General features: G+C 34.6%; 9 protein-coding genes and 1 pseudogene. 5 read left to right on the top strand and 5 right to left on the bottom strand.

Going from position 1 to position 7,082, the window contains the following annotated elements:
* The 3 genes from FTV30_RS15120 to FTV30_RS15130 form a co-directional block, all read right to left on the bottom strand.
* Positions 1-826 (bottom strand): anti-phage deoxyguanosine triphosphatase (locus tag FTV30_RS15120; RefSeq protein ID WP_180001871.1); only part of this gene is annotated, 826 nt, incomplete at its 3' end.
* Between the two features lie 81 nt (positions 827-907).
* On the bottom strand, positions 908-1,189 hold the full coding sequence (locus FTV30_RS15125) for a type II toxin-antitoxin system YafQ family toxin (RefSeq protein WP_179991676.1): 282 nt from the start codon (positions 1,187-1,189) through the stop codon (positions 908-910).
* Complete coding sequence (locus FTV30_RS15130) at positions 1,182-1,475, bottom strand: type II toxin-antitoxin system RelB/DinJ family antitoxin (protein WP_179991677.1); 294 nt, start codon at positions 1,473-1,475, stop codon at positions 1,182-1,184. The genes FTV30_RS15125 and FTV30_RS15130 overlap by 8 nt, the downstream gene beginning before the upstream one ends.
* 224 nt (positions 1,476-1,699) lie before the next feature.
* Between FTV30_RS15130 and FTV30_RS15135 the strand changes: the two genes are divergently transcribed.
* From FTV30_RS15135 to FTV30_RS15145, 3 genes are all read left to right on the top strand, one after another.
* Positions 1,700-2,455 carry a Bro-N domain-containing protein gene (locus tag FTV30_RS15135; protein ID WP_179991678.1) on the top strand — a complete coding sequence of 252 codons (756 nt, stop codon included), beginning with the start codon at positions 1,700-1,702 and terminating at the stop codon, positions 2,453-2,455.
* A 632-nt stretch (positions 2,456-3,087) separates the two neighbouring features.
* Entirely contained in the window at positions 3,088-4,068 is a 981-nt protein-coding gene (repM, locus tag FTV30_RS15140; protein ID WP_179991679.1) for a replication initiation protein RepM, read from the top strand.
* On the top strand, positions 4,068-4,364 hold the full coding sequence (locus FTV30_RS15145; protein WP_179991680.1) for a hypothetical protein: 297 nt from the start codon (positions 4,068-4,070) through the stop codon (positions 4,362-4,364). Before repM ends, FTV30_RS15145 begins: the two co-directional genes overlap by 1 nt.
* Here FTV30_RS15145 and FTV30_RS15150 read toward each other — a convergent pair.
* Entirely contained in the window at positions 4,361-4,645 is a 285-nt protein-coding gene (locus tag FTV30_RS15150) for a mobilization protein (protein ID WP_179991681.1), read from the bottom strand. The two genes, FTV30_RS15145 and FTV30_RS15150, sit on opposite strands and share 4 nt — an antisense overlap.
* A gap of 207 nt (positions 4,646-4,852) precedes the next feature.
* Here FTV30_RS15150 and mobQ point away from each other — a divergent pair, with 207 nt between their 5' ends.
* Positions 4,853-5,824: a MobQ family relaxase gene (gene mobQ, locus FTV30_RS15155; RefSeq protein ID WP_179991673.1), complete on the top strand. Its 972-nt coding sequence runs from the start codon at positions 4,853-4,855 to the stop codon at positions 5,822-5,824.
* A complete protein-coding gene (locus tag FTV30_RS15160) occupies positions 5,821-6,324 on the top strand; it encodes a hypothetical protein (RefSeq protein ID WP_179991674.1) in 504 nt (167 codons plus the stop codon). Before mobQ ends, FTV30_RS15160 begins: the two co-directional genes overlap by 4 nt.
* A gap of 119 nt (positions 6,325-6,443) precedes the next feature.
* Here FTV30_RS15160 and FTV30_RS15165 read toward each other — a convergent pair.
* Positions 6,444-7,082 (bottom strand): annotated as a pseudogene (locus tag FTV30_RS15165) (dGTPase); the annotation flags it as partial.

Genomic DNA, 7,082 nt, shown 5'->3' on the forward strand with positions numbered 1-7,082 from the left:
TCCATTCTTTTGAAGTTATTAAGCCTAATGAAATAGCGTCTTCAAAGTCATGTAGGCTATAAGAAATATCATCTGCTAGTTCCATAATAGACGCATCTAAACTATGAAACTTGGGCTTCAGATGTTTCTTAGGCTCATATTGACTTAAACTAGTAAATTGTTTGACATCTTCTAATGATAAATCTTTAAATATCCAATCAACCAAACTTTTTTCAGTATCTAAATAACATTTCGGCGGTTTTTGTTCATTAGCCTTAGCTAACCACTTAGTACTTGGAACATTACCATAAGACTCATTATTACAAACAATACTATAAGAGACAGGATACTTTAATACACCTAATAGTAATCTTCTTGTTGGATTCATACCATTTTTTTCAGTGTATTTTTCTAGTTTTGACAATATTCGTAGTGTTTGTCCATTACCTTCAAAACCACCATACTCACGCATGCAAATATTTAATGCTACTTCTCCACCATGTCCGAATGGAGGATGTCCTAAATCATGAGCTAAGCAAATGGCATTAATCAAAGATGATTTAGGTAAAATATTTTCTAAAACCTCATTAGAGGGTTTATTATCGTATGTTCCTTTTTTCAACCAACGAACAATTCCTACTCCTATTTGCGCAACTTCCATAGAGTGAGTTAATCTTGTTCTATAAAAATCACTTTCGCCAAGACCTAATACTTGAGTTTTTGCTTGTAAACGACGAAAAGCAGCTGAATGTATTAATCTGGCATAATCACGTTCCGATTCGTTACGTACATCATCCTTTTTTTTAGGTTGTAAAAAAATACGTTCATCCCAAACATTCTGTTCCATTAAAAACTCTTATAAAATCAAATATTACTTTATATAAGATATTGAATTAAATAACAAATCTAATGTTTACGAATAATTTATTCATCCAAAAATTTCTGAATGACTATCTAACTGATGTAGTTCCAATATATCTTCACCAACAAGTCTATAAATTAAGACTAAATCAGGCTTTACATGGCAATCACGACAATTTTTAAATTCTGCTCCACCCTTTAGCGGATGATCTAAATATTTTTCAGGTAATGGCTGACTTTCTGCTAAGCAATCTAGAACTTCTGCCCATTCAGCCGTTACCAACTCCAAATAACGCTTTTTAATATCACGTTTAAAAGAACTGGTAACGAGAATTTTACGTTTAGCCATGCGCTTCTTCCGACATTGCTTTGATTGCTTCTTCTACCGTTTCATACTCGGTGTACTCGCCACTTTCAATTTCTTTAAGAGATTGAAGTAACTTTACTGTTGCTTTAGGGGTTAAAGTTATTTCCCTTGCATAATCAAAGGATAATGGAACAGTTTTCGTTTTAGCAATTTGATTCAAAAACAATTTAAATGCCTGTGGCATAGTTAAACCGTAATCCTCCAAAATTGGGGTAACTTTGTCTTTTAATTCAGTGTCTAACCGCATATTAAAATTGACTGCTGGCATAATTAGTGCTCCAAACAATACATATATAAACAAATTGTAAGATTTTTTCTTTACTTTTGCATTAATTTTAATGTAATAAAATGATTTATGATGTTTTTTATATCAATATTATGATGCTCTGCTATACGAGAAATTGAATATTACGGTTAGAAAACCAATAGTAGACTTATATATGATAGGTTGTATCGTAAGCAGTTGATAAATTAGATATTGGCAGAGGAAAAATGCAATTACAAATATTTAAATATGAAAATGATGAACGTATTTTAGATGACTTAACAACCATTCAAATAGAAGGTGAAGTTTGGTTTGTCGCAAGTGAAGTTTGTAAGCTCCTAGATATTCAAAACGTTCCTCGTGCAGTTTCATCACTAGATGATGATGAAAAGCAGCTATACCAAATCCGTATAGCAGGTCAGTTAAGAAAAGTTAATATTGTTTCCGAAAGTGGCTTATATGCTTTGGTATTTCAAAGTAAAAAACCTTCAGCCAAGCAGTTTAGAAAATGGGTAACTAAGGAAGTAATACCATCTATTCGTAAAACTGGTAGTTTTGGAATTAATCGTCTTGAAACACCTAATTTTATTGTTCGTTTTAATGACAATTGGGATAGAACAGATAAAGGTTATTTCTCAGTAATCAGTGAGTTATTTATTCGTTTATATGGTCGATTTGAAAAAGTAGGTTATACAATTCCAAATAAAGCATTTACAGGTAAAGAAATTAGACCAGATGTTAGTGTTGGTAAAAGATTTTCAAAATTTCTGCAAGAAAATCACCCAGAACTCCAAAATAAATTTAAAATGTATTCACATAAATTTCCTGATGGAAATCAAGTAGATGCTAGGCAATATGAAAATAATTTATTACCTATTTTTATTAAATTTGTTGATGATATTTGGATACCTGAATGTGCAACAGCCTACTTTAAAACTAGAGATCCTGTTGCTTTAGATTACATGCCAAAATTACTTAGTTGAATGTTTTTCTGAAAGCTTATTCATTGTTGAATAGGCTTTTTATATTTACTTTATTTTTTAAAAGTTTTTTAAATCAATTGTTTAATGTTGTAAAAACCGAGCGAGTGTCTACGAGCGATTGAGCATTATAAAAATTTCGTCCCTGTCTTTTCCTTGATTACAAACTCCCTTTCGATTTTAAACGGTAGGTATAGAGCATCCCGAATGGGTGCGAACTTTGAAGCTTTTGCTTTTGCTTTTGCTTTTGAAAAGTCACGAGTAAAGCGAGTGTCATAGTCCTGTTTTTTTGATTTTATAAGTAGTACTGAAATTAGTTAAAAACTGCCCCTCGAAGCGAGGAACGAGCTTCAATAAAGTACGAGCTTTAGCGAGTACATAGGCAGTTTTTAAGACTCCCCTCTTTTTAATAATTTTATAATTTTATAATTTTAGAACACATTTAACTGTTTAAAATCATTAACTTATAACTGTATATGTGGACGTTTATGCAGTCTTATGTGGACGTTTATGCAGTCTTATGTGGACGTTTATGCAGTCTTATGTGGACGTTTATGCAGTATTTATTGACAACAATAATTGAACGCCATATATTGATGTTAATTTTAAAAGTCCCATATAAGATAAATTAAAAAATGGCAAACGATTTAGTTGTTAAAAATAATGCCCTGATTGATGCAAGTTATACCTTGAGTCTAGTAGAGCAACGCTTAATTGGATTGGCTTTGGTCAAAGCCAATAATCAGCACCAAGAGATCACCAGTGATACAGTTCTCACCATACATGCAGGGGAATATGCTGAACAATTTAAGGTTGATGGCTCAGTAGCTTATCGAGCATTAAAAGAAGCATCAGAACGGTTGTTTTTACGCTATTTCTCATACACCTTATATGGCTTGGAGTTTGGTAGGGAATACACCCTTAAACGTCCTAAAAAGCTAAGAGATTGCGATATACCAACCGTTATGAAATCACGATGGGTACAAAAGATCGGTTATACAGAATCAGAGGGGTTATTACACTTTCAACTTACCAGTGATGTTGTCCTCTTAGTTGCTAATTCAAAAGAATATTTCACAAGCTATTACTTGTCTCAAACTACCGACTTTACCAGTACCTACGCCACTAGATTGTTTGAACTCTTAATGAAATGGAAAAATGTAGGGCATATTCCATTTATTGAAATAGAACAGTTACGGGGGCAATTAGGTGTAGAAGAAAAACAATATAAAATGACTGCTGATTTTAAAAAACGCGTCTTAGATGTGGCTGTAGACCAAGTGAATCAATATTCTGATTATAAAATTGAATACGAACAACATAAACGGGGACGAACGATTACAGGCTTTTCATTCAAATTTAAGCTTAAAGTGGCTAAGTTAAAAAAACAGATAAATTCAAAACGAGACCCAAATACTCCAGACTTTTTTATCAAAATGACCGATGCACAACGGCATTTATTCGCTAATAAAATGTCAGAAATGCCTGAAATGAGTAAGTATTCACAAGGTACAGAAAGCTTTCAACAATTTGCGATCCGTATTGCTGACATGCTTTTAGAGCCTGAAAAATTTAGAGAGCTTTACCCAATTTTAGAGAAAGCAGGATTTAAATAATGATGCAACTGGAGAACCTAACAGCCAATTTTCAAGGCGTTCAAATTGAGTATGCCGACATAGTTAATTATGAAATTGCGAGGGAGAATATCTGCGGTTATATCTTCCTATTATCCCGACTATCCCAACATGCCGAACCCACTGAAAAAATGCAGATGGAAAGCAAAATACAGAACTTAATTTACTATCGAGATCATTTGCAGATCGAGGATAAGGAAAACATACAAAAGGTCTTAAATGAGCTTATTCCAGAGTATAAAGCCGAACAAGAAAAACAAAGAGCCAAGAAAAATTAGGCTTCAATATCGGGTAAATCAAAAAGCTGTCTATCTCTATTTTCAGTTAAATATTCATTAAGTTCCGTAAGTATTTTTTCTTTGTTGGCTTCATTACTTTGCATCTTTTTAATTAAATAAGAACCGAGCAAAATTTTACGTCTTGTATCGTCCTTTCTTTCCTGTTCCTTTTGCTTGGTTTTTTCTCTTGCTTCGATAGCCTGTTTTTGGGCTTTTAACTGTTTCAGCTTTTCTAATTGGGCTTCAATTTTCTTTTCAATATTTTCAGCAGATTTTGTCATAACGGTTAATTTCAGGATATAGAAAACCACTCAAGCATAAGACCCTATGAATTGAAATTCAAGCGGGTAATATGCTATCGTGTTTTTCATGAAATGCGCACTTACGACTTGGATTTCATCCAAGTCAAAGTTTGCGTAAGGGGCATCCCCTTAACCCCAAAAACTGCTACGCAATTTTTAAAAGCAAAAGCATCTCAAGGCGAAGGCATGGCAATTTATCACTGTTCCACTAAAACGGTTAACCGAAGTTCGGGACGAACTGCGGTTGCATCGAGTGCTTATCGTGCAGGGGAAAAACTCAAAGATGAGCGTACAGGATTGACGCATGATTTTACGAGAAAGGACGGTGTCTCCCATTCTGAAATTCTGTCTAATCTAGATATTGAAATTGACCGTAATGAACTGTGGAACTTGGCAGAAAAAACAGAAAACCGCAAAGATGCCCGAACTGCTAGAGAATGGATCATTGCCCTACCTGATGAATTAAATCCCGATCAACGTCGGGACTTGGCAAAAGACTTTGCTAGATCCCTTGTTGATCACTATGGGGTCATCGCAGATTTAGCTATTCACGAACCGAGCAAAGGCGGTAACGATAAAAACCATCATGCCCATATCATGCTCACCACCCGAAAAGCTGAATTAGATGCAGACAATAAACTTATCTTAACCACCAAAGCAGATATTGAACTCAGTAATGCCAAGCGCAAAAGCCTAGAAATGGGAACAACCCAAGAAGATATTAAATACATTCGAGGAACATGGGCAAATCTAGCCAATCGGGCACTGGAACGCGCAGGGCATAAAGAAAAAATAGATCACCGCAGCTATGCTGATCAGAACAACAGACTACAAGCCACCATTCATGAAGGCACTAAAGTCACCCAATTACGCAGACAAGGCATAGACACTGAAATCAGCCGTTTTAATGACAATGTAAAACAGCAGAATGCCCAACAGCTTAACCAAGAAAAACAGCAGAAAGAGAGCGTTTTACAGCGTGGTTTAAGCCGTGTCGAGCAAGGTTTTGAGCAATGGCAGAAGAACCAAGAAACAAAACTCCTAGAACTGGAACGCCAAGCAGAAAGACAGCGACAACAAGACCTAGACAAACAACGAGCCGAGCAAGCAAACCGTAAGGCATCACGAAATTTAGATAATGATGGATGGTCACGATGAACAACCCAAATGATGACTTAGATGACCAGCTCTATATTTTATTGGCATCCATGAAAGAATACAGAGAAGCCATAGCAGACGATAAGAAGCGATTAGAAACATTTTACAATGAAGTATCTAGTGGAGTACTTAATAGGGCTGAACAATCACTAGAGAAGGCAAATAAGAAGCATACAGGCGCATTAAACAACAGTATTCAGCAGTTAAATCAAGTTGCAGCTAAACTAAATGCAAAATTCATCCTGTTTTTTGCCACTACTTTTGTGGCTTTGGTTATCGTGTTGCTTTTGGCTATATTTTTGTATGTACCGAGCCTTGATGAAATTCAACAGCGCAGAGCAGATAAGAAAGCATTAGAACAATATGCCCTTCAAATCAAAGTTGATGATGGAGAAACACTCGTCAGAATCATGACGAAAAAGCCGTGTTACTCATTTGAACCAAATAACGTCAAAGAAAAAACCTATGACTGGTGTCAGATCGACCCTAAAAAATACTAGTTGATCGGTACTTTGCTTGGTTTTTCTCATTACTAATCAGACTACAGCAAGCGCAAAGTTGCCCGACTTTGAAACATGGCTAAAGCCATATTTCAAAGGATCGAGCTGTTTATGAGTTATCACATCTGATCAAATATAGAGCCTTTATGTGGAGCATAAATTTTTTCATATAATCTAGTTGCATATTCATCTGTCATACCAGCTATATAGTCACAAATTACTCTCATTTTATTCTCATCACCTTGAGCTTCTTTATAATTATTAAGAGCTGATTTAGGTAGTAAGCGCTCTGGATCAGATGATAAGGCTTCGAATAATTCTATTATTATCTTTTGTCCTTTAAACTCTAATAATTGAACATTTGGACTTTTGATGACCTCTTTATAGACTAGGTCAAAAATATGTTTTCTTAACACTTCAAATGGCTTTAATAAGACTGCATTCCACCGTAATAATGGTTCTTCAAACTCTTTTATCTCTTTAAGTACAATCTTTGTTATGAATTTATGAACTAGCTGACCTATAGCAGATTTTCGATCATAAGTATCTGAATTAAATAATTCATCACTCAAGTCTTTTAAGACAAAATCACAATCATTAAAAATCTTTTCTTTTCCTTCGTTATAATTATTCCATTCTTTTGAAGTTATTAAGCCTAATGAAATAGCGTCTTCAAAGTCATGTAGGCTATAAGAAATATCATCTGCTAGTTCCATAATAGACGCATCTAAACTATGAAACTTGGGCTTCAGATGTTT

Source organism: Acinetobacter sp. YH12255 (assembly GCF_013417355.1).
In the GTDB taxonomy this organism is placed as follows: domain Bacteria; phylum Pseudomonadota; class Gammaproteobacteria; order Pseudomonadales; family Moraxellaceae; genus Acinetobacter; species Acinetobacter pseudolwoffii.

Coding starts and splice junctions, on each gene's coding strand:
- FTV30_RS15130 (WP_179991677.1), bottom strand. CDS start 1,475: ATGCCAGCAGTCAATTTTAATATGCGGTTAGACACTGAATTAAAAGAC.
- FTV30_RS15160 (WP_179991674.1), top strand. CDS start 5,821: ATGAACAACCCAAATGATGACTTAGATGACCAGCTCTATATTTTATTG.
- FTV30_RS15135 (WP_179991678.1), top strand. CDS start 1,700: ATGCAATTACAAATATTTAAATATGAAAATGATGAACGTATTTTAGAT.
- repM (WP_179991679.1), top strand. CDS start 3,088: ATGGCAAACGATTTAGTTGTTAAAAATAATGCCCTGATTGATGCAAGT.
- FTV30_RS15125 (WP_179991676.1), bottom strand. CDS start 1,189: ATGGCTAAACGTAAAATTCTCGTTACCAGTTCTTTTAAACGTGATATT.
- FTV30_RS15145 (WP_179991680.1), top strand. CDS start 4,068: ATGATGCAACTGGAGAACCTAACAGCCAATTTTCAAGGCGTTCAAATT.
- FTV30_RS15150 (WP_179991681.1), bottom strand. CDS start 4,645: ATGACAAAATCTGCTGAAAATATTGAAAAGAAAATTGAAGCCCAATTA.
- mobQ (WP_179991673.1), top strand. CDS start 4,853: ATGGCAATTTATCACTGTTCCACTAAAACGGTTAACCGAAGTTCGGGA.